Source organism: Niveispirillum sp. BGYR6 (assembly GCF_027568365.1).
GTDB lineage: Bacteria > Pseudomonadota > Alphaproteobacteria > Azospirillales > Azospirillaceae > Niveispirillum.
In genome coordinates this window covers 1-20,982 of sequence record NZ_JANLNL010000004.1, presented here as the reverse complement: position 1 = coordinate 20,982, position 20,982 = coordinate 1, and the positions used below count along the sequence as shown (strand labels likewise).

Here is a 20,982-nt window from a genome sequence, read left to right as displayed (position 1 = left end):
TGAAAGCTTATATGCGTGCCGCTTCTGCACAGACAGCACCTGTGGTAAAGCCCACCCCATCATGCTGCAGATCACCGACCTCACCTACCGTATCGCCGGCCGGCTTTTGCTGGAAGGCGCCAGCGTCACCATCCCCGCCGGCCACCGCGTGGCCCTGGTGGGCCGCAACGGCACGGGCAAATCCACCCTGTTGCGCCTGATCGCTGGCGAAATCCATGCCGATTCCGGCTCCGTGTTCCTGCCATCGGGCCTGAAGATGGGCTGGGTGCGGCAGGAGGCACCGGCCGGGTCAACGACCCTGATCGAGGCGGTGCTGGCCGCCGATACCGAACGCACCGCCCTGCTGGCCGAGGCGGAAACCGCCACCGACCCGGAGCGGATCGGGGAAATTCATGCGCGGCTGGCCGATATCGGCGCGCATTCGGCAGAATCGCGCGCCGCCCGCATCCTGTCCGGCCTGGGCTTCAATGCCGAGGCGCAGCAGCGCCCCTGTTCGGATTTTTCCGGCGGCTGGCGGATGCGCGTGGCGCTGGCCGGCGTGCTGTTCACCGAACCTGACCTGCTGCTGCTGGACGAACCGACCAACCATCTGGACCTGGAAGCCACCCTGTGGCTGGAGGAATACCTTAAAAACTATCCGCACACGATGCTGATCGTCAGCCATGATCGCGGCCTGCTGAACAAGGTGCCGACGACCATCGTGCATCTGGATCAGCTGAAGCTGACCTCTTACGGCGGCAATTACGACACGTTCGTGCAGGTCCGCTCCATGCGGATGGAACATGCCAAGGCCATGGCCGCCAAGCAGGATGCGCAGCGGGCGCATTTACAGTCCTTCGTGGACCGGTTTCGCGCCAAGGCCAGCAAGGCCACCCAGGCGCAAAGCAAGCTGAAGGCGATTGAACGGCTGGGGCCGCGCATTCAGGTGATCGACGATACGCCGGTCAATTTCAATTTCCCCTCGCCCGAGGAACTGGCCCCGCCGCTGATCCGGCTGGATAATGCCGTGGCCGGCTATGGCGACAAGGCGATCCTGAAACGGCTGAACCTGCGCATTGACGGGGATGACCGCATCGCCCTGCTGGGCGCCAATGGCAATGGCAAATCCACCCTGGTGAAGCTGTTGTCCGGGCGCATGGCGCCGCTGTCCGGCGAGGTGTTCCGGTCGGGCAAGCTGCGCGTCGGCTATTTCGCCCAGCACCAGTCGGATGAGCTGAACCTGGGCTGGACGGCCCTGCAGCAGATGCAGGCGGTGATGCCGCCGGGCACGCTGGAAGGGCAGGTGCGGTCGCATCTGGGCCGGTTCGGCTTCACCCAGCCCAAGGCGGACACCAAAATCTCCGGCCTGTCGGGCGGGGAAAAGGCCAAGCTGCTGCTGGCCATGATGACGCGCGACGCGCCGCATATCCTGATGCTGGACGAACCGACCAACCATCTGGATATCGACAGCCGCGAGGCGCTGGTGGAGGCGCTGAACGAGTATGAGGGCGCTGTCATCGTCATCAGCCACGATCCGCATCTGGTGGAACTGACGGCGGATCGGCTGTGGCTGGTGAATGAGGGCACCTGCCAGCCGTTCGAAGGCGATCTGGAGGATTATAAGCGCCTGCTGCTGGAAAAAAGCCGCGCCGAACGGGCGGCGGAGAAAGGCAGCGGCGGGACCGCCGCCGCCCCGGCGCGCGACCGCAAGGATGAACGCCGGGCTGCTGCCGAACTGCGCCAGCAACTGGCCCCCCTGCGCCGCAAGATCGAGGATATCGACAAGCGTATGGCCAAGCTGACCAAGCGCAAAACGGAGCTGGAAGCCAAGCTGGCCGACCCGAAGCTGTATGACGGCCCATCGGACAAGGTGACGAAGATCCAGATTGAACTGGGCACCGTGACGGCCGAGCTGGAAGAGGCGGAAATGGAATGGCTGGACCTGTCCGAACAGATGGAAAAGGCCATGGCGGAAGGGCTGGGGGGTTGAGACAAAAAGGGTAAAGCCCTGCCCGGCCAGTACCAGACGGTGTTCTGCCTTAAAGATAACGCACAGCCTTGTCATTGCATTGCGGCAGGGCACATGCCATGTGTGCTGTCCAAACGGTTCAACCACGAGGGTTCAGACCCGAAATGCCGCTAGACCGCGCCGAGGCAGCCGCCCTGCCCAAGGAGCCGAACGCCGCCTGGCTGTTTTTCAAGCGCTGGATGGCGCGGCCATTACAGATGGCCTCCATCACGCCATCCTCGCCCCAGCTCTCCCGGCTGATCGCCAGCGAAGCTGTTTTTGGTCCGGATGAGGTGGTGGTGGAGTTCGGCGGCGGCACCGGGGCCATCACCCGCGCCCTGCTGGAACATGGTGTGCCGGCCAACCGGCTTTACACCGTGGAGCGTGACCCGGAACTGGCCCCCTATCTGCGCCGGCATTTTCCGGCGGTGAACATCCTGGAAGGCGATGTGGTGGATGTGCGCAAGATGCTGCCGCCGCATCTGGTGGGCAAGGTGGGCAGCGTCATCTGTGGCATCCCGATGATCCTGATCCCCACAGAGGGGCAGCGCGCCATCGTGGACGAAATTTTCGCCATCATGCCGAAGGGACGGCGCTTCTACGCCTATACCTATTCCGCCCGCTCCCCCCTGAAGCGCAAGGAACTGGGCATTCAGGGCGAGCGGGTGGGCTTCACCATCGCCAATGTACCGCCGGCCAGCGTCTGGGGTTATTGGCGGGATTGAGGCGGGTTCCTTAAAAACCCGCATCCCCCGCCTGAGGCAGTTCCAGGCCCGTGCCTTCCAGCCCCAGCAGTTGGGCCAGACGCGGGCGCACCTTCCATTCGGTGATCAGGGCGCGGTAATCGGCCAGCACATCCTTATCCCCCGCCCCACCGGTAAAGGTGGCGCGCAACAGGGTGTTGCGCGGGGTATGTTCGCTGCCGATAAATTCCACAATCTCCGCCCGATAACCGGACAGCCGCATCAAGGCCGCGCGCAGCGCATCGGTCAGCGCATCGGCCAGCCGTTCCCGCAGAATGCCATGGCGCGTCACCAGCCCATAGGGGGCCGGCGGTTCGGCGGCGCGGAGCTGCTTTTGCAGATCATGGTGGCAGCAGGGGGCGGCCAGCACAAAGCGCGCCTTCCAGGCCACGGCGCGGGCCAGCGCATCATCGGTCGCCGTGTCGCAGGCGTGCAGGGCCAGCACCACATCGGCCCCATCCAGCGGGGCGTCTGCGATGGTGCCTTCCAGAAAGCGCAATCCGTCCCAGCCCAGTTGCGCCGACAGGGCGCTGTTGCGTTCGCGGGCCTGCCGCTTCACATCCACGCCCACCATATCCACCTCCAGCCCACGCACATGGGCCAGGAAGCGATAGGCGGCGAAGGTAAGATAGGCGTTGCCGCAGCCGAGATCGACGACGCGCAACGGGCGGTCGCCCGGCAATTGTTCCGGCTTCAGCACCGCATCCAGCGCGCGCAGGAATTCCTCTACCTGGCGGAACTTGTCCTGTTTGGTCGGCTTGATGCGGCCATCGGCATCGGCAATGCCAATCGCCTGCCAGAACGGGTCCGCCGGGTCCAGCAGCCGCGCCTTGGCCCGGTTGTGGGACAGCTCGCGTTCCACCGGGGCGGCCGGCTTGGTACGGCTGACCATCGGCTCACCCTTTTTGGTGATGCGGATTTGCAGCGTGCCGCCGGTGCTTTCCACATGCCAGTTGGAAAAGCCCTGGGACAGGGCTTCATCCACCATGGCAGCCGCGTCATCGCCATAGGCGGCGTTGGCCGTATGGGCTTGGCGCTCATCGTAGGCGACGCGCTGAAGGCGTTGGCCCGCCTTCAGCGCCACGGGCCGCAGTTCCAGCCGGCGCCAGGGCGGGCTGGTATTGCGCTGCCGGCCGGAGGCAACGGCCCTGACCAGCCCCTCCCCATCCAGCAGCAGCGCCCGCAGTTCCGCCAATACCGACGCCAGGGCTTCAGTCATCTCAGTTGGCCTTGGCCAGCGCCAGTTCGATGCTGGCACCGGACAGATCAACCGAAACAGCCCCTTCCGGCAGGCTGGCCGGGTTCACCACCAGATCCAGCGCCAGGGTTTCGCGCTTGATGGTTTCCGCATGGGTCGCCAAGGCACCGGCCACCGCATCGGGCACCTGGGTGGTGATGGTGATACGGTCGGTGACCTGGAAGCCCGAATCCTTGCGGGTGGACTGCACGGCGCGCACGAAGTCGCGTGCCCAGCCTTCCGCCTCCAGTTCCGCATCCACGGTCACATCCAGCACCACCACGCCCTTGCCACCGGCAAAGCGGGCGGCATGGGTGCCTTCCTTGGCCTGGATGCGGATGTCGAAATCACCGGCTTCCAGCACCACGCCGGCCAGTTCAACCGTACCGTCGCCCTTGTCGGTCCAGTTGCCCTGCTTGGAGGCGGCCATCACTTCCTTCATCTTCGGGCCGACTTTGGGACCGACGATGGCGGCATTGACGGCCAGCTGACGGGTGCCGACAAGGCTGATGTCGGACGACACCAGCACCTGCTTCACATTCACCTCATCCGCCACCAGCGCCCCCAGCACGGCGTCGAACTGGCCCTTCAGCCGGTCGGCGTCCGGGTGGACGATGGTCAGCGTGCGCAGCGGCAGGCGGATGCGCAGCTTCTTGGCTTCGCGCAGCGACATGGTGGCGGCACAGATTTCCCGCACAAGGTCGATCTGGCTGGTCAATTCATGGTCGGACGGCAGGTGCGACACATCCGGCCAATCGGCCAGATGCACCGAGGCTTCGCCCGTCAAAGCGGTATAAATCCGCTCCGTCACATGCGGCAGCATGGGGGCCAGCGCCTTGGTCACCGTCACCAGACAGGTGTACAGCGTGTCATAGGCATCGCGCTTATCCTGGGCCTCCCCCTCGCCCACTTCCCGCCAGAAGCGGGAGCGCGAACGGCGGATATACCAGTTGTTCAGCGCGTCGTAATAGCCGGCAACCAGCGCATAGGCACCCGGCAGGTCGTAGCTGTCCAGCCGGCCTTCAATGCCTTCCACCAGTTCCCGCGTCTTGGCCAGGATATAGCGATCCAGCAGCCCCTTCTGGTCGGCACGGATGGTGCCGTTGACCTGATCAATATTGGCGTAGAGCGTATAGAAGCTATAGGCATTCCACAGCGGCAGCACGCCCTGGCGCAGGGCCTGGGCGATGCCGCGCGCATCCTTGGGCATGGCCAGATCGCCACCCACCATCAGCGGCGAGGACACCAGATACCAGCGCAGCGCGTCGGCACCCTGGTTGTTCAACACCTCCACCGGGTCGGGATAGTTACGCAGACGCTTGGACAGCTTCTGCTTATCCTCGTCCAGCACCACGCCGTGGCAGATGACGTTCTTGAACGGGGCGCAGTCGAACAGGGCCGTGGACAGCACCATCAGCGTGTAGAACCAGCCGCGTGTCTGGGCCACATATTCGACGATGAAATCGGCGGGGAAGTTACGCTCGAACCGTTCCTTGTTTTCAAACGGGTAATGCTGCTGGGCGAACGGCATGGAGCCGCTCTCGAACCAGCAATCCAGCACGTCTTCCACGCGGCGCATCATCGACTGGCCGGTCGGATCGTCCGGGTTGGGGCGGGTCAGATGGTCGATGGCGGGGCGGTGCAGGTCGGTGACCTTCACCCCGAAATCGCGCTCCAGTTCGGCGATGGAGCCGTACACGTCGATGCGCGGATAGCGGGGGTCATCGCTGCGCCAGACCGGGATGGGCGAACCCCAGAACCGGTTGCGGGAGATGTTCCAGTCGCGCGCATTGGCCAGCCAGTTGCCGAAGGAACCATCCTTCACATGGCCGGGAATCCAGTTGATCTGCTGCTGGTTCAGCTCAACCATCCGGTCCTTGAACTTGGACACTTCCACGTACCAGCTGTTCACCGCCTTGTAGATCAGCGGCTGATCGGTGCGCCAGCAATGCGGATAGTTATGCAGGTAGGTTTCGTGCCGCAGCACAACGCCGCGCGCCTTCAAATCCTGGATGATCGGCTTGTTGGCCTCAATCACATTCAGGCCGACATAATCGGACACTTCGGCGGTGAAATTGCCGGCCACATCCACCGGCACCTTGACCGGCAGGCCATGGGCCTTGCAGACGGCCAAGTCATCCTCACCGAAGCCGGGGGCCATGTGAACGATGCCGACGCCGTCACCGGTGGTGACGAAATCCGCCACCAGAATCTGGTGCGCCTTCTCCAACCCCTTGAAATAGGGGAAGATCGGCTCGTAGGTACGGCCGCGCAAATCTTCCGCCGTCAGCGTCGATTCCTGCTCATAGCCTTCCAGTTCCTTGGCATATTTGCCAATGGCGCTGCTGGCCAGGATCAGCCGGTCATCGCCCTTGCGCATGACCGCATATTCGATCTCCGGCCCCACGGCCAAAGCAAGGTTGGACGGCAGGGTCCAGGGCGTGGTCGTCCAGGCCAGGATATCCAACGCACCGGCATCGCCCGCCCGCGGGTGCAGGCGGAAGCGCACGGTCAGGGCCGGGTCTTGCCGTTCACGGTAGGAATTGTCCAACCGGGTTTCAAAGTTGGACAGCGGCGATTCCACGGCCCAGCTATAGGGCACGACGCGGTAGCCTTCATAGACCAGCCCCTTATCCCAGAGCTGCTTGAAGGCCCACATCACGCTTTCCATGAACGTGATGTCCATGGTCTTGTAATCATTCTGGAAATCGACCCAGCGCCCCTGGCGGGTGACGTAATATTCCCATTCCTGGGTAAAGCGCAGCACCGACACCTGGCAGTGGGCGTTGAACTTGTCGATCCCGTATTTCAGGATGTCGTGACGCCCGGAAACGCCCAGTTCCTTTTCGGACTGCAGCTCAGCCGGCAGGCCGTGGCAGTCCCAGCCGAAACGGCGTTCAACCTTGCGGCCCTTCATGGTCTGGTAGCGCGGCACCAGATCCTTCACATAGCCCGTGACCAGATGGCCATAATGCGGCAGGCCGTTGGCGAATGGCGGGCCGTCATAGAAGACGAATTCATTGTGCTTGCCATCCTGTTCCAGCGGGCGGAAATCCACCGACTGCTGGAAGACCCCGTTTTCCTTCCAAATCCGCTGCACCTCTTCCTCAATCCGGGGGAAATCCGGGTTGGGTTCGGCGGCGGGATAGGGGCGGAAGCTGGAATCTTGGTTGGTCATGGCGCACCCACGCATTGGACAGGCCCCGGCACCGGACGCACCTGGGGGCAACTGTCATGTAACGATGCGCGGGCACGCTGTCCAGAATGGCGGGGCGCAGGGCAACCTTGCCGAAAAAATCACGCGGCTGGCAGCAGGGCCGCCAGCCGGTCGCGCAGGGCCGGCAGGGTGACGGGTTTGCGCAAAATGGGCACATCGGCCCATTCCGGTTCCCACACATCACTGTAACCAGTGCAGAACAGCATGGGGATGCCGCGATGGCGCAGGGCTTCGGCCACGGGGAAAACCTGGGCGCCATTCATTTCAATATCCAGCATGGCGGCGTCGATCTGCTTTCCATGTGCCGCCGCCAGGGCGGCGGGCACATTGGTGTAGGGGCCGATGACGGCGTAATCCAGCGCCTCCAGCATCTCCCGGAACAATTGTCCCAAGGGGATATTATCTTCCACCAACAGGATGCGCGGGCCGGTCTGGCCCGCCGGTTCCACCGGCAGATCATCCTCATCCAGCGCCACGTCGGGCGGTACACCGCGGGCCAGCGTATCCAGCGGGGCCAATTGGTCGGCGGGGAAACGGATGGTGGCGTGCAGCCCGTCATAGGTCCAGTCATAGGTGATGCCGCCCTGCAACTGCTGGCGCATACTGGCTTCGATCATGGTGGAGCCGAAGCCGCGCCGGGCGGGGCCGTCACCCAGGGCAGGGCCGCCCGTTTCCTGCCAATCAAGCTGGATGGCATCGCCGCCATCAATCACCGCCCAGCGCACGTAAAGCCTGCCATCCGGTTGGGCCAGCGCGCCATGTTTGGCGGCATTGGTGGTCAATTCATGCAGCACCATGGAAAGCGGCTGGGCCGCCTCCGGCCGCACGGTGATGTCCGGGCCGCTGATCTCCACCCTGCCGCCATCCTGTCCGTCATAGGCTTCCAGTTCCACCTGCACCAGCCGGCGCAGCAGGGCGCCTTCCCACCGGTTCATCGCCAGGATGGTATGGGCATGGGCGAGTGCAGCCACCCGTCCTTCCACCACCTCGACAAAGCGGTGGGGCGTTTCGGCCTTGGTCAGCCGGATCACCGCCTGCACCACGGCCAGCGCGTTCTTGGCGCGATGGTCCACCTCGCGGATCAGCAGGCGTTGGGCCTGTTCGCCGCGCCGGCGTTCGGTGACATCGCTGAACACGGCATAAGCGCCCGAAGGGGCGCTATCGCCCGGCCGCTGGATGGGGACGGCATCGATCACCAGCCAGCGCCGTTCCGACCGGCGGGGGTTGTAGATGCCCAGGGAAATGCCATGGACCACCCGGCCCGTGGTCAGCGCCCCCATCACCGGAAAATCGGCCCGCTCCACACGCTGGCCTTCGGCATCCACCGCCCCCCAATCCACCCCGTCGCCGGCTGGCCCGACCATTTCCGCCAGGGTGCGGCCCAATATCTGCTCTGCCGCCGCATTGGCTGACAGGATGCGCCCGGCGGCATCATGGATCACCACACCCTGGGTCAGGGTTTCGAACAGCAGGCGGAACCGCTCCTCCCCCGCCCCCAGCGCCTCATTGGCGCGATGCAGGGCCGCCTCATGCTCCTCCCGCGCCACCAGGGTGCTTTCCGCCGCCCGCCGGCGCGTCACCTCCGCCGCCAGATCGTCGGTCAAGGCGGTCAGGCGGTGGTTGGCATGGGCCAGGGCACTGCCCCGCCGCATCGCCTGCAAGGCCGCCGCCACCAGCGCCAGCGTCAGCAGCAGGGCAATGATGGAGAGGGTCAGCGTATCCTGCCACCAGTTCACCAGAATGACGGAACGATCAGTGCCGACAACGATATAGCTGTCCATCTCCGGGATGCGCACATAGGAGTAGATGCGATCCACCCCATCGATGAGGGAATTGAAGCGGTAATCCCCCTCCTCATTATTCTTGGCCCGCGCCAGGAAAAAGCTGGAATTGGCGGGGAGGCGCAACAGCCGCCGGTCCGTCGGCACCGGATAGCGGGCCAGCAATTCCCCATCACCACGCAGCAGCGTCACCACGCCCTGATCTGACAGGCGGTAATCGCGCCAGAACTGCTCAAAATAGGAAAGCTGGATGGTAACCAGGATGGCCCCGTCAAAAGCCGCAGGCCGTGGCACCTCCCCGCGCCGGCGGGCCAGGCTGAAACTGATGGCCGGGCCTGAGCGCTCGGCCGCATCCACCGTCAGATATGTGTCAGCCCCCTTGCGCAGTACCTGGAAATAGCTGCGCCGGCTGACATCATCCCCAATTTCCAGCGCCCCCTTACTGCCTTCCGCCGGGCCGCCGCCTGCCACCACCCTGCCATCCGGATCAATCAGCCACAGGCTTTCAATATGGGGCGACCGTTCCACCACCCGACGGATGACGGCATCCAGCCGGGGCAGTTTGGCCACCTGGGGCCAGGGTGTATCACCCAGCTCTGTATCGATCAGTTCGATGGCCAGCGACTGCGCCTCGAACACCCGCATCATATGTTCGCGCAGGGCGCGGGCCTGCTGGTGGCGATCATCACGCGCACTTTCCAGCGTATGTTCATAGGCACGCCAGGAGATCAGGCCCACGGTGGTGCCGGGAAGCAGGATCGCCGCCAGGAGCAGCAGGACAAGCGGACGTCTCAACGGCGGCACCAGAGGCAACGAAAGGCAGGATCGCCATGCCAGACCACGGTGAACCTTGCCCATTTGAGGGCCATCTGACCAGCCTGCAGCTCTATCTATCCGGAATGGCCGAGCCTTGCCAAAAGTTTGGCCTGTGAAGCATCACCCCAACTGCTTGCGCATGGGCACAAAGGGGATGGTGGTGCCATCGGGCACCGGCTTATCCAGCGCACCGGTCGCGGTGAAGCCCAGTGCCTGATAAAGCGGCACCCCCGGCAATGTCGCCATCAGTTCCAGCACCCGGAAGCCCGCCGCCCGCGCCGCCTGTTCGGAGGCCTGCATCAGCATCCGCCCGATGCCCCGACGGGCAAAGGCGGGATCGACGAAGAAGGCACGGATTTTGGCGGCATCCACCGCCGGGTCCAGCGGCGCGGGGGAACGGTCGCTGAACTGGTCGCCGCCGAACAGGGTGCGGCGATAGCTCCAACCGCCACAGCCGGCCGGCTGGCCCGCCAGCTCCACCACGAAATAAGTGCCGTCGGCGATCAGCGTGCCGTCGATGCCGAAGATATATTTCAATGAACTCTCGATCTGGGCCGGGGTGTAATAACCCCGCCCCAGATCGCGCACCGAGCGTTCCACCAGCGCTTCCAGGCTGGCCCGGTCATCCGGCCGGGCCAGCCGCAGCGTGGGCCGATCGGTCTCAACTCTCTCCGTCACAGTGTCGCTCATCGGGTGGGCCGGCTGTCCTTCACATCCTGGGCCGTCACGGCATCGCTGTAATGATTGCCGAAATGGCTGCGGACATAGTTCACCACAGCGGACACCTGATCGTCACTGAGATATCCGAAGGAAGGCATGGCCCGCTGGCCATTGACCACCATATGGACCGGATAACCGGCCGCCTCCAGATTGGCATTGCTGGCCAGGGCCGGATAGGTGCCGGCCCCCGTGGCCCCCTTGCCATCGGGCATGTGGCAGCCCTGGCAGATGGACCGGTAAAGATGCTCCCCATCCTGATAGGGGAAACGGCGGGCATCGGCAAAGTCACTGGTCTGGGCATCGGTGCGCTGGGCGCCCGCCGGCAGGGCAGCGCCCAGCGCCAGCAGCGCCAAACCCAGGGAAAGCAGGCTATTCTTCATCGCGTCTCTCCCTTCCGTCACTTGGCAATGATGCGCTGGTGCAGGCGCGTGATGGCATCGAGCGAGGATTGCACGGCCCCTTCCTGCCAGGCCGGCAGGTAGGAGACATGTTCACCCGCCAGCAGCAGGCGCCCGTCGATCTGGCAGATATCCTTGTAATGCTGCTTGCGCTTTTCCTCCGTCCAGGAACCAAAGCAGCCCAGGGTCCAGGGCACGCGGTGCCAGGCCACCGCCACGCCATTATCGAATTCCTTTAGATATTGCGGGTGGATCTGCGCGCCGAATTCGACGCATTTTTTCACCCGCTCTTCCGGCGCCATGGCGGCGAATTCATAGGCGAATGGCCCCCAGGGATAGGCCCCCAGCAGCACGCCCTTGCCCTTGGAACCATAATGGCTGTTGGGGTAGGAGATGACGGAGATCGGCAGGTCGGTATAGGTGATGCCGCCGTAAATCTCCTCATCCTGTTCCCAGAAGCGGCGCTTGAACTCCAGCCCCACCTTGAAGGCCGCCTCATAGGGCAGCGCGTCGATGGCGGCATCCATGGCGGGCGAGACGTTCTTCTTGATCTGCGAGAGGATCGACGCCGGAATGGTGCAGAGGCACCAGTCGGCCTTGGCCGTCTTCACCGCCCCCCCAGCCTTGGCATCAACATAGGTGACGGTGACACCGGCATTATCCTGATGGATTTCCGTCACCTTGGCATTGAAGGTGATCTTGTCCTTCACCTTTTCCGCCAGGGCCAGCGGGCCGGCATCCATGCCGCCTTCGGGCTGGAACAGGGCCGTCTGGAACTCATAGCCCGAACCGGTGCCAATCGCCCGCCACAGGCCCGATTGCAGCAACTGGGAGAATTCAATCGGCTTGGACGGGATCGGTTCCCCCGACAGCCCGCCGCCAGGGTCTTTTTCGAAGCCGCGCCGGTTGGAGGTTTCGGCATTGGCGGTATAGGCATAATTGTCGTCCAGCGCGCCCCAATCCTGCATGGCGGCCAGCAGCTTCTCCTGATCCTCCTTGGTGACGTAACCGTCCAGCCCGCCCTTATGGCCCAGTTTGGCCAGCAGTTCGGCGACATGGCCGTTGAAATCGGCCAGCACATGGCGATAGCGCTGCGGCTTGCCGCCAAAGGCCGATTTGGAATGGACATAGGCGTTGTAATTGATCTGGAAGAACGGCTCCAGCTTCACGCCCAGCTCGTGATAGTAATGCATCACGCCGCGATGGTGATACGGCACCCGCCAGGGGCCGGGATTCAGGTAATTCCCCTTGTCGAACCCCACCTTCTGGGTGAAGCCGCCCAGCTCCGTATAGGTGTCGCCACCGCGCAGGGTCCAGGCGCGGCCACCGGCCTTTTCCCGGTATTCCAGCACCTGCACCTTGTAACCGGCCTTGCCCAGTTCATAGGCGGCAACCAGCCCGGCCCAGCCCGCGCCTAAGATCAGCACGGATGTGCCCTTGGGTGCGCCGGACAGGTCGGGCGGGCCCTTGAATTCACTCTCAGCCGCGAAGCCGAGCGAGGTTGCCGCCTGATACATCACGGAACTGCCGGCCGCCGTGCCGATCATCGACAGCAGCTGGCGGCGCGTCATCCGGCCTGCCGGCAGGGGAAGTTTTTCTACAGCCATTCTTCGCCTCGGAAGGGGCGGGTGGGAAAAGGCGTTCGCCTGTCCAGCCCGCCCCCTTGCTTCGGGAAAGGAGAGGGCGGTGGCAGCCTGGGCGCCACCGCCATGCTGGATGATCAGAAGGCGACCTTCAGGCGCACATAATAGGTGCCGCCATCATAACCGACGGGGGAGGTATCGGGATAAACCTGCCCCACGGCATAGGTGCCAGCGGCCGTCTTGTTCAACTTGTCCGGATAATTGTCGAACAGGTTCTGCGCGCCGACCGATAGGGTCACCTGTTCATAGAAGGTGTAGGAAACCTCCGTATCGAACAGCCATTCCGAGCCGAAGGTCTTGGCGTAATTGTCGGTATCCGTGAACTTGCCGTAATAGCTGGCGCGGCCCAGCAGGGAGAATTCGCCGAGGGAATAGATGGCGCTGAAATTGCCACGCACCTTGGGCAATTGCTTTTCCAGATCGGCGACGCGGTTGTCCCCGATGACCGAGGCATTGCGCTTGATCACCTTGGTCTTGTTGTAATTGGCCGCCGCCGTCAGATCGAGCTTGCCGTCACCGACCTCCACGCTGGTATTGGCCACCACATCCACGCCCTGGGTGCGGGTATTGAAGGCGTTGGTAAAGTAATTGACGGCCCCCAGCGTATTGGCCCCCGGCACGCCCTGCGCCGCCAGCGCGGTACGGTCTGCCGCCGTGGGGTTGAAGTCACCGGACAGCGCGATACGGTCCTTCACCTTGATATTATAGTAATCGGCGGTCAGGGAGATATCTGCCACCTTGGCGACAAAACCACCGGCAAAGTTGGTGCTCTCCTCCTCCTTCAGCGGCTTGGCGCCGAAATATTGTGCCACGGCGCTGGCGGCCGGATAGGTGCCGCGTGCCACCGGGCTGGAGCTGCCGGCCGGGAAATAGGTCTGCACCGAGGAAGTCTGCGACTGGCCGGGCGTGGGGGCGCGGAAGCCGGTATTCACCGAGCCGCGCAGGGCGAAATCATCCGTCAGCTCATACCGGCCGCTGACCTTCCAGTTGAAGGTGGAACCGAAATAATCAAAATCCTCGTACCGGCCGGCAACGCCCAGGGTGAATGCCTCTGTCAGATCAGTTTCGGTATCGATGTAGAAGGCGATATTATCGCGGGCGAACTGGCCGCTATCTTCCGGGCGGAAGCCGGGATAACCGTTGGAACCGATCGGCATCCCCAGCTGCGCCCCCGTCTTGGGATCGCGGTAGGAGGCATAGGGGCCAACCGTATAGGAGGCCGTGTCGCCGGGGCTGATCTCATAAACCTCACGGTGGAATTCCGTGCCGACGGCCAGATTCATCGGGCTGGCCAGCCCGATTTCCACCGGATAGGCCAGATCGATATTGGCACTGGTTTCTTCCTGCACCAGCCGGCCGACATAGAATTCACGCGGGCTCGCCGGCCCGAGCGAGGGGTTGACCGTGTTCTTCAGGTCGTAATCCAGCTGGCTGCGGCCATAGGAGCCGCTGATATTATAGACAAGGCCGCTTTCCAGCTCATGCTTGAAGCCACCGACCAGGGAGGCGTCGCGCAGATCGCCATAGAAGCGCGGCGTGAACCCTTCCGGGAACCATTCACGGAAGGTGAAGCCGTTGGGATTGCCAGCCACCGGCAGCACCGGCCCATTCACCGCGTGATCGGTGGAAGGCGGGCGATAGAAGAAGCTGCCATTGCTCTTGCTGCGGCCATAATTGCCGAACAGATAGATGCTCTTATTCTCGGTCAGGTCGATGCCGCTGTTGAAGACAATGCGCAGGGCCTCCGCATCGGGGGAGCCCCAGTTCATCGCCAGATCCTTTTTCGTGGCCGGCGCGCGGGGGTCCTGCACACCGCGATTGGTGGCATCATTCTGGCTATATTCGGCGGACAGATTGAAGAAGCCATTGGGCCCCAACGCCAGGCCGACATTGGCGGCCGTCTTCACATTGTCGCCATCGCCTTCATAGGTGGAGCCATACTGGATCTCCGCCGTGCCGCCCTCTGCGGCGTCCTTCAGCTGGAAATTCATCACGCCGGCAATGGCGTCGGAACCGTACTGGGCCGAGGCGCCATCGCGCAGCACTTCCACCTGCTTCAGGGCGATGGCCGGGATCTGCGCCAGATCGGGCGCCTGGGCGCCGGCGGCCAGCGCACCACCGCCCAGCTGCACCAGGGCAGAGCGATGGCGGCGCTTGCCATTCACCAGCACCAGGGTCTGGTCCGGCGGCAGACCGCGCAGCGTCGGCGGACGCACGAAGGTGGAGCCATCGGAAATGGCGTTCCGGCTTACATTGAAGGACGGTACCAGGGTACGCAGAATATCGTTGGTATCGCTGAAGGCCTGCTTTTCCATATCGGCCGGGCTGAACACGTCAATCGGTGCCAGGCTTTCGGTCGCCGTGCGGTTGGCCACGCGGGTGCCGGTCACAATGATCTCGTCCACCTCCTGCGCCACGGCCGGGGCCGTGGCGAGGATGGGGAGAAGGCTGGAGGAGCACAGAATGCCAAGGGCGATCTTGCGCAGTGCCGGATGCTGAGCCGGTGTGCTGTTCTTTACCCGCATCTTATTAAGTCCCCTGTTCAACTCGGTTTTGGTCTCATTCCTCCTCGGTTGCGATTTCCATCCCCGTGATGCCCGTTTGCCGGGCTTGTCGGGGATCTTCTGGGAGAGCGCCGATTTTTCGGACTGAACCCCCGTCAGACCCCACTTCATCCCCACCCGCATTACCCGTGCGGCCGGTGGATGTTTAAAAAAGAAGAGAGCGGGAGGGCGACCCCTCGCCTTCCCGCCCCTGTCGGGTCATTTGGCCTTGGCGGCCACGACCTCGATTTCCACCAACATGCCCGGCACCACCAAGCCCGCAATCTGCACCGTGGAGCGGGCCGGCTTGTTGGGCTGTTCGGCGGTGCCGAAGAATTTCGTGTAGGCCTTCATCATGCCTTCGAAATCCATCGCCCCGCCCTTGGCCGGGTCACCGACCAGATAGACATGCATCAAAACCACATCCCCCATGGTCAGGCCCTGGGCCTTCAGGGTTTCCTGGATGCGGGTGAAGATGTTGAAAGCCTGGGTTTCGGTGTCACCGTAAACGGCGGTGCTGCCCTTGGGCGCTTCCTTGTTCACCACCGGCGGGGTGGTGCCGCTGAGGAAGATCAGGTCCGAACCGCCCGGCACCAGAACGGAGGAAGCGATGGGGAAATTCGGCACATCGGTGCGCTTGATCCCGTCGGCCTGGGCGGTTCCAACCGCCGCTGCCAGCATAGAAAGCCCGATCAGGCCGCGATAACGCTTCAACATCCAACCTCCTGTTTAAATTTATCGTTTCGCCGTCCGGGCCAGCTTAGCCATGGTCTGACCCCCGGCCCGGCGGATGCACCAGCCAGACCTTGCGGCTGTCATCCCAGGAAACCCCGGCCAGCAGTTCGGGCCGACCGGCGGCAGACGGCGTCACCCCCGGCGGGTTGGCAGACCGGGACGCCGCACGCGGCGCCACCGTCACCACCTTGACGACATTCCTGACCGCGACCCTGACAGCATGTTTGGCCATGTCATCCTTCGTCCTTCAACCGCGTCCGGGTGGACAGCACATCAACAGGGTACGGGCAGAACCAACCGAAAAATCGTTTGGACCGCGATTTTCGCGGCAGACCCGCAGCTCTTGACGAAAATCAAGTACAGCAACAAGCGTGCCAGCGGCCAAGGCCAGCCAATGCCACGGATCGCGCACAAGCACGACCTGCTTTGCTGCCCATTCTGCGGGCAGGCAGCCTGAATTCAGGACAGACGCATAGAATTCATGCAGATTTTTGGGGATTTTGCGGGGCATTTCCGGAAACCACGCCCCTTACTGGCAAAAAAAGTGCCAAACCCACAAGTCAGAGCGAAAGACAATATCGACCTTGGTTGAAGCAAAAGCAGATTATGCCGCACACGCCCCATCAAACCCCAGGAGATGCTGCCTGCACCAGGGCGGCGATGGTTTCCCCCGCTGGCGGCAACGGCCTCTCCTGCCCCGGACGGCGCCAGAGGGACTGGCCGGGCACTTCCTGGGCGACAAACCGGTAGCCAGCCGTCTGCAATTCGGCCGCCGTGCGCTGCCAGCGGTGACGATCATCCAGGAACACCTCCCCCTCTGGCAGGCGCACGCCCAGGATCAGGTGATGCCCGCCACCATCGGGCAGTTCCACGATGGTGGCGCGCAGGGCGGCGCGGGGATAGCCCCGGCGCAGCAGCCGGGAAATGGTGGTCATCACCACATCATCGCAATCGCCCGTCATGCCGGTGCCGATGGTGCCCAGCACCTGCCAGACATCCTTGGGCTCCTTCACATAAATCAGATCGGCCACCACCTGGCGGTGGATATACAGCGCCATGGCCAGCGAATTTTGTTTGCCGTTCAACCGGTCCATCCCCAGGGAGACCGCTGACCGCCCCCCAAGCGCGGCGGCGCAACCGGGGTCACGGTCACCATAGGTTTGGCAATAGGTACGATATTGCGGCAGCGGCGCCATGGCAGCCCCATCCCAACTGACCGCCAGGGCCGTCGGGGTGTTGGCAACCAGCACCAGCCCCATCAACCCCATCAGGGCGAAAAAGGGAAAGGGGGAGCGCCGCGGGCGGCCCATTGCCAGGGGAAGGGCAAAGGCGGCCTGCGGCAGGGCACAACTTCCGTAACGGAAGATTAACCATAATGACGCAACAAAGCAGTAAGCTGTGATCAGACGCCGCATACGTCGAAATGACATAGGTACCGATATCGGCAACATGCCTTGTGCACTGCAATATCGCACAGGCGATATACTTTGAACAAAAACAGCAGACATCAAACAATCTTCTGGCGGCGGTGATCGTTTTTTGAATTTACACCGCGATGAATTATTTTCTATTCGTCAAATTGTCTGGCTGACAAATCTCTTTCTATGCCTTTGGGCCGATTGCCCAATGAAAAACGGCGCCCAGGGGCTGGGCGCCGTTCAACCATCTACCCTGCGCCCCCTTCCCGGGGGCAGCGGTCAATGCACGTTCAGCGGTTCCATATCGTGCTGGCGCACGGTGGCCAGCGCCAGATCGTGGCGCGGGACCAGTGCCAGGGCCGTCCCATCAGCGGCATGGATGGAAAAGGCCGTCTGGCCTTCCGACAAGACCGGTTTCACATAAGCGATGGCATTGACGCCCAGCACGGCGAAATCCTTCACCGTCATGGTACGCAGAAACTGGCTGGTCTGGTTCATGGTGCCATACTCCTGGCCATGGCCGGCGGGAACGGACCCTCCATTCCCGCCACCCCTATCAGGACATGGAAATCCTGAATATCCGGTTTACAAAAAAAGCGGTGAAGAGCCCCGCCCGTTCAATCGTTGCGTTCCGGGGAAACGTCGATGGTGCGCCCGCCGGGTGTCGCCTCTGCCGGGGTACCGATCTTGATGGTACGCACCTTGGGTTCCGGGATGGGGCGGCGCAGATCGACATTCAGCAGGCCATTATTCAGATCACAGCCCACCACCTCTATCCCCTCCGCCAGCACGAAACTGCGCTGGAACTGCCGGGCGGCAATGCCGCGATGCAGGTAGAGGCGGGACTTGTCATCGGTCTGCTTGCCGCGAATGACCAGCTGATTATCCTCCATCTGCACCTGCAGATCCTCGGCGGTGAAACCCGCCACGGCCAGGGTGATGCGCAGGCCGTCTTCCGACGTCTGCTCGATATTATACGGGGGATAGCCTTCATTGGCGTTCTTGGCGATCCGGTCGAGCGTGCGCTCAAACTGGTCGAAGCCCAGCAGGAAGGGACTGTTGAACAGGGAAAGGCGGGTCGTCACGGCACTGTCTCCTCAACAAGAGCGAGTTGTCGCGCGCCGGACCGGCCTGATGCAGCCGCCTTCCGGCGCGGGAGCCCTGGGGGGCGTGGCCCGCACCGGCACCACGCCCCCTCAGTTCTGCTTACATGGGTATTGCGCGGCGCCCTTCAAGGCAAGGGGGATACGGTGAAGCGGATCGTATCTGTTTGTCCCAGCCGCTCCCGGTGCTGAAATCCCCCATCCGGTAAGCGAAATCCCCAGAATCTGTGGATAAGTCTGTGAACGTGCGCTGATTCGGCCGCGCCACGCTTGAGCCTCTCCGCCCGTGATTAAATTTTGTGCAATTTTTCGGCAAGAGGATTCTCGAAGCGCGCGCCCTATTCTGCAGGCCGGACCAGCCGCACCCCCTGCCCCAGCCCGGCCTCCGTCGGCCCCAGCAGCAGCACACCAGCCCCCGCCAGGGTCTGCACCAGCAGGGTGGCGCTGGCGCGCTGCAGCTCATGACGGCCAGCCTCGAAATCACGCACCGTGCTGCGGGACAGGCCGGCCGCCTGGGCCAGCTCCTCCTGGCTCCAGTCCAGCAAGCCCCGCGCGGCGCGGCACTGGGCGGGGCAAATTTCCGTCGGCATTGGCAAAAAACCCTGATCTGACAGGCGATGGACGGTTGAAGTAAGGCGTTTTCCAACCATATTGGGTGAATATGACTTAAATGGTTGAGAGGTCAAGGGCGCCGTCAGGGCCAACATGACCCACGGAAAGGCAGGGATTGGTAATGCATCACGCACCGCTCATTACAATGATCGTGGCTGGCCTGGCGCTGGCCTTCATTTTCGGCATGTTGGCGCAGCGGCTGAAAATCTCGCCCCTGGTGGGCTATCTGGTGGCCGGCGTGCTGATCGGCCCCGGCACGCCGGGCTATGTCGCCGATACCACGCTGGCGCCGCAGCTGGCGGAAATCGGCGTCATCCTGCTGATGTTCGGTGTCGGGCTGCATTTCTCCCTGAAAGACCTGATGTCGGTGAAGGCCATCGCCATTCCGGGGGCGGTGGCGCAGATCGGTGTGGCCACCCTGATGGGCATGGCGCTGGCCTGGGTGCTGGGTTGGACCCTCGGTGCCGGTCTGGTCTTCGGGCTGGCCCTGTCGGTGGCCAGCACGGTGGTGCTGCTGCGCGCCCTGCAGGAACGGCGGCTGGTGGAAACCCATCGCGGCCGCATCGCCGTGGGCTGGCTGATCGTGGAAGATCTGGCCATGGTGCTGGCCCTGGTGCTGCTGCCGGCCCTGGCGGGGCTGCTGGGCGATGGCAGCAATGCCGCCCCGGCCACGGTGGCGGCCCAGGCCGGCGGGCAGAGCCTGGGCATGGTCATCCTGATCACCCTGGCCAAGGTGGCGGCCTTTGTGGCGCTGATGCTGGTGGTTGGCCGCCGCGTCATCCCCTGGATCCTGCATGAGGTGGCGCATAGCGGCTCGCGGGAGCTGTTCCGGCTGGCCGTGCTGGCCATCGCCCTGGGCGTGGCCTTTGGGGCGGCGGAACTGTTCGGCGTCTCCTTCGCGCTGGGGGCCTTCTTCGCCGGCATGGTGCTGTCGGGCTCCCCGCTCAGCCACCGGGCGGCGGAGGAATCGCTGCCGTTGCGCGACGCTTTCGCCGTGCTGTTCTTCGTCTCTGTCGGCATGATGTTCGACCCGGCCATCCTGGTGAAGCAGCCCCTGCAGGTGCTGGCCACGCTGCTGATCATCCTGGTTGGCAAGTCGGTGGTGGCCTATCTGATCGTGCTGGCCTTCGGCCATCCGCGCCGCACGGCGCTGACCATTGCCGCCTCGCTGGCGCAGATCGGTGAATTTTCCTTCATCCTGGCCGCCTTGGGCGTCTCACTGGGCATGTTGCCGCCCGAGGGGCAGGATCTGGTGCTGGTGGGGGCCATCCTGTCCATCCTGGTCAACCCGCTGCTGTTCACCCTGATCGACAAGTACGGTCACCGGCTTGACCCGGCCCTGGCGGAAGGGGAAAAGGCGGGGGAGCCGCCGGCCGCCGCCACCCGCGAACTGCCCACCCCCACCAGCCTGACCGATCATGCCATCATCATCGGCTATGGCCGCGTAGGCAGCCTGATCGGCCAGCGACTGGGCCAGGACGGCATCCCCTTCCTGACGGTGGAGGATAATGCCGACCGGGTCGATGCCCTGCGCAAGGAAGGGGTGGAGGTGATCACCGGCAATGCCGTGCTGGCCGATGTGCTGGCCGCCGCCAATGTGGCCGGTGCCCGGCTGATGTTCGTGGCCATCCCCAATGCCTTTGAGGCCGGGCAGATCATCCGGCAGGCCCGCACCGCCAATGCGGATTTACGCATCATCGCCCGCGCCCATGCCGATGCGGAGGTGGAGCATCTGCAGCAGAATGGCGCCAGCCATGTGGTGATGGGGGAGCGGGAAACCGCCCGCGGCATGATCGAGGAGGGGTTGGGCCGCGAAGAACCCGCCCCCGCCGCCCTGCCACTGGCCAGCATACCGGCTTGATGGTGCCAGCAAAAAAGCCCCGGCGTTCCTGATGAACGCCGGGGCTCAGACTGCTGACAAACCCCGTCGAAATTCGGCGGGGTTTTGTTTTTGGTGATTTCAGGCGGCGATTGGTGTTTTGGGTGAGCCGATGAGGATGGCGGCGCGAATGAGGCGGCAGATTGCGCG

17 protein-coding genes are annotated in these 20,982 nt (G+C 63.5%); 3 read left to right on the top strand and 14 right to left on the bottom strand.

Annotation, left to right across the window (positions count from 1 at the left end; translation table 11 throughout):
- Positions 1-61: 61 nt before the first annotated feature.
- Both PCJ49_RS10575 and PCJ49_RS10570 read left to right on the top strand, forming a co-directional pair.
- A complete protein-coding gene (locus tag PCJ49_RS10575) occupies positions 62-1,969 on the top strand; it encodes an ABC-F family ATP-binding cassette domain-containing protein (protein ID WP_269910903.1) in 1,908 nt (635 codons plus the stop codon).
- A gap of 143 nt (positions 1,970-2,112) precedes the next feature.
- Positions 2,113-2,712 (top strand): phospholipid methyltransferase, encoded by a 600-nt coding sequence (locus PCJ49_RS10570; RefSeq protein WP_269910902.1) that lies wholly within the window; start codon positions 2,113-2,115, stop codon positions 2,710-2,712.
- Between the two features lie 10 nt (positions 2,713-2,722).
- Here PCJ49_RS10570 and PCJ49_RS10565 read toward each other — a convergent pair whose 3' ends face one another.
- The 14 genes from PCJ49_RS10565 to PCJ49_RS10500 form a co-directional block, all read right to left on the bottom strand.
- Entirely contained in the window at positions 2,723-3,949 is a 1,227-nt protein-coding gene (locus PCJ49_RS10565; RefSeq protein ID WP_269910901.1) for an SAM-dependent methyltransferase, read from the bottom strand.
- A 1-nt stretch (position 3,950) separates the two neighbouring features.
- Positions 3,951-7,145: an isoleucine--tRNA ligase gene (gene ileS / locus PCJ49_RS10560; protein ID WP_269910900.1), complete on the bottom strand. Its 3,195-nt coding sequence runs from the start codon at positions 7,143-7,145 to the stop codon at positions 3,951-3,953.
- 119 nt (positions 7,146-7,264) lie between these two features.
- Positions 7,265-9,760, bottom strand: a complete 2,496-nt coding sequence (locus PCJ49_RS10555; protein WP_269910899.1) for an HWE histidine kinase domain-containing protein — start codon at positions 9,758-9,760, stop codon at positions 7,265-7,267.
- A gap of 141 nt (positions 9,761-9,901) precedes the next feature.
- On the bottom strand, positions 9,902-10,471 hold the full coding sequence (locus PCJ49_RS10550; protein WP_269910898.1) for a GNAT family N-acetyltransferase: 570 nt from the start codon (positions 10,469-10,471) through the stop codon (positions 9,902-9,904).
- The gene (locus PCJ49_RS10545) at positions 10,468-10,881 is read right to left on the bottom strand and encodes a cytochrome c (RefSeq protein WP_269910897.1); all 414 of its coding nucleotides are present in this window, start codon (positions 10,879-10,881) and stop codon (positions 10,468-10,470) included. Before PCJ49_RS10545 ends, PCJ49_RS10550 begins: the two co-directional genes overlap by 4 nt.
- Before the next feature lie 17 nt (positions 10,882-10,898).
- Positions 10,899-12,470 carry a flavin monoamine oxidase family protein gene (locus tag PCJ49_RS10540; protein ID WP_269910896.1) on the bottom strand — a complete coding sequence of 524 codons (1,572 nt, stop codon included), beginning with the start codon at positions 12,468-12,470 and terminating at the stop codon, positions 10,899-10,901.
- 149 nt (positions 12,471-12,619) lie between these two features.
- Complete coding sequence (locus PCJ49_RS10535) at positions 12,620-15,067, bottom strand: TonB-dependent receptor (RefSeq protein WP_269910895.1); 2,448 nt, start codon at positions 15,065-15,067, stop codon at positions 12,620-12,622.
- Between the two features lie 237 nt (positions 15,068-15,304).
- Entirely contained in the window at positions 15,305-15,802 is a 498-nt protein-coding gene (locus PCJ49_RS10530) for a RidA family protein (protein ID WP_269910894.1), read from the bottom strand.
- A 43-nt stretch (positions 15,803-15,845) separates the two neighbouring features.
- The gene (locus tag PCJ49_RS10525; RefSeq protein WP_269910893.1) at positions 15,846-16,052 is read right to left on the bottom strand and encodes a hypothetical protein; all 207 of its coding nucleotides are present in this window, start codon (positions 16,050-16,052) and stop codon (positions 15,846-15,848) included.
- 15 nt (positions 16,053-16,067) lie between these two features.
- Positions 16,068-16,331 carry a hypothetical protein gene (locus PCJ49_RS10520; protein WP_269910892.1) on the bottom strand — a complete coding sequence of 88 codons (264 nt, stop codon included), beginning with the start codon at positions 16,329-16,331 and terminating at the stop codon, positions 16,068-16,070.
- A 112-nt stretch (positions 16,332-16,443) separates the two neighbouring features.
- Complete coding sequence (locus PCJ49_RS10515; RefSeq protein ID WP_269910891.1) at positions 16,444-17,130, bottom strand: transglutaminase-like cysteine peptidase; 687 nt, start codon at positions 17,128-17,130, stop codon at positions 16,444-16,446.
- Between the two features lie 387 nt (positions 17,131-17,517).
- Positions 17,518-17,736 carry a DUF1150 family protein gene (locus PCJ49_RS10510; RefSeq protein WP_269910890.1) on the bottom strand — a complete coding sequence of 73 codons (219 nt, stop codon included), beginning with the start codon at positions 17,734-17,736 and terminating at the stop codon, positions 17,518-17,520.
- Between the two features lie 119 nt (positions 17,737-17,855).
- Positions 17,856-18,323 (bottom strand): Hsp20 family protein, encoded by a 468-nt coding sequence (locus tag PCJ49_RS10505; RefSeq protein ID WP_269910889.1) that lies wholly within the window; start codon positions 18,321-18,323, stop codon positions 17,856-17,858.
- 356 nt (positions 18,324-18,679) lie between these two features.
- Complete coding sequence (locus tag PCJ49_RS10500) at positions 18,680-18,931, bottom strand: helix-turn-helix transcriptional regulator (RefSeq protein WP_089290677.1); 252 nt, start codon at positions 18,929-18,931, stop codon at positions 18,680-18,682.
- A 143-nt stretch (positions 18,932-19,074) separates the two neighbouring features.
- On the opposite strand from PCJ49_RS10500, the gene ybaL reads away from it, so the two are divergent.
- Positions 19,075-20,814 (top strand): YbaL family putative K(+) efflux transporter, encoded by a 1,740-nt coding sequence (ybaL, locus tag PCJ49_RS10495; protein ID WP_269910888.1) that lies wholly within the window; start codon positions 19,075-19,077, stop codon positions 20,812-20,814.
- Positions 20,815-20,982: the final 168 nt, after the last annotated feature.